The following is a 1,127-nucleotide window of genomic DNA, read 5'->3' as shown; positions in this document are numbered from 1 at the left end:
CTGGCCGAGCACGATTCCGTAGTTCGGGCCCGCGTTGTCGGGCTCGGTCAGCGTGGGGCCGACGCCCTCGATCTCCTGCGGGATACCGAGCTTGTGTGCCATGTCCGCGATCGCCTGCGGGCCGTTGTCCATGCCCAGCATCATGCGGTAGAAACTCGTGTTCAGCGACCGCTTGAGGGCCTCGGCGATGGTGCACGTGCCACAGGATTCGCCCTCGACGTTGCTGATCTGGATACCGTTGACGTCGAGCGAGGAACTGTCGTACATCTTCGACAGCGGAATGCCCTGGTCCAAGGCAGCGGCGAGGCCGAACACCTTGAACGACGATCCGGTCTGCAACCCGGACTGCGCGAAGTCGAAACCGCGCCCGTCCGCGCCGCCGTAATACGAGCGGACCGCGCCACTGCGCGGATCGATCGACACCGACGCCGTGCGCAGCTCCGACGGCTCACCCTGCAGGTTGTTGTCCACGGCCTCGACCGCGGCGGCCTGCGCCCTCGGATCGATCGTCGTCGTGATCTGCAGACCCTCGGTGTTCAGATCCTGATCACTGACCCCGACAGCCGACAACTCACGCAGTACCTGCGCCTTGATCAGACCGTTGGGACCTGCGTCGGCGGCATCACCCGAATCGACCTGAGAAATGGGGACCCACTGCGGATACTGCATCGCCGCACGCTGAGTCGCATCGAGCTGGCCCTGCGAGACCATGCCGTCGAGCACGTAATTCCACCGCGACTGAGCACCGGTGGGGTTGACTTCCGGATCGAGTCCGGACGGTTGCTGGATGGTCGCAGCCAGTACTGCGCCTTCCTCGACCGAGAGCTGATCCACGGATTTGCCGAAGTACGCCGTCGACGCGGCAGCGATGCCATAAGCGCCACGACCGAAATAGATGGTGTTCAGATACGCCGCGAGAATGTCGTCCTTGGACCATTGGCGAGCCATCTTCGACGAGATGACCAGCTCCCGCATCTTGCGCGTCAACGTCCGCTCGGAGCCGACCACCGCATTCTTGACGTACTGCTGGGTGATCGTGGAACCGCCGCCCGCGCTGTCACGTCCGAGCACGTTGTCGCGCAGGGCACGGCCGAAGCCGGTCACCGAGAACCCGGGATTGGAATAGA

1 protein-coding gene is annotated in these 1,127 nt (G+C 64.1%); it reads right to left on the bottom strand.

What is annotated here, in order from left to right; genetic code table 11:
* Positions 1-1,127: transglycosylase domain-containing protein (locus EPO55_RS26090; RefSeq protein WP_296340554.1), on the bottom strand; the 1,127-nt coding region annotated here is incomplete at both ends.

This window comes from Reyranella sp. (assembly GCF_004296935.1).
In the GTDB taxonomy this organism is placed as follows: Bacteria; Pseudomonadota; Alphaproteobacteria; order Reyranellales; family Reyranellaceae; genus Reyranella.
The sequence above is the reverse complement of the archived record's forward strand: the minus strand, read 5'-3'. Positions and strand labels throughout refer to the sequence as shown.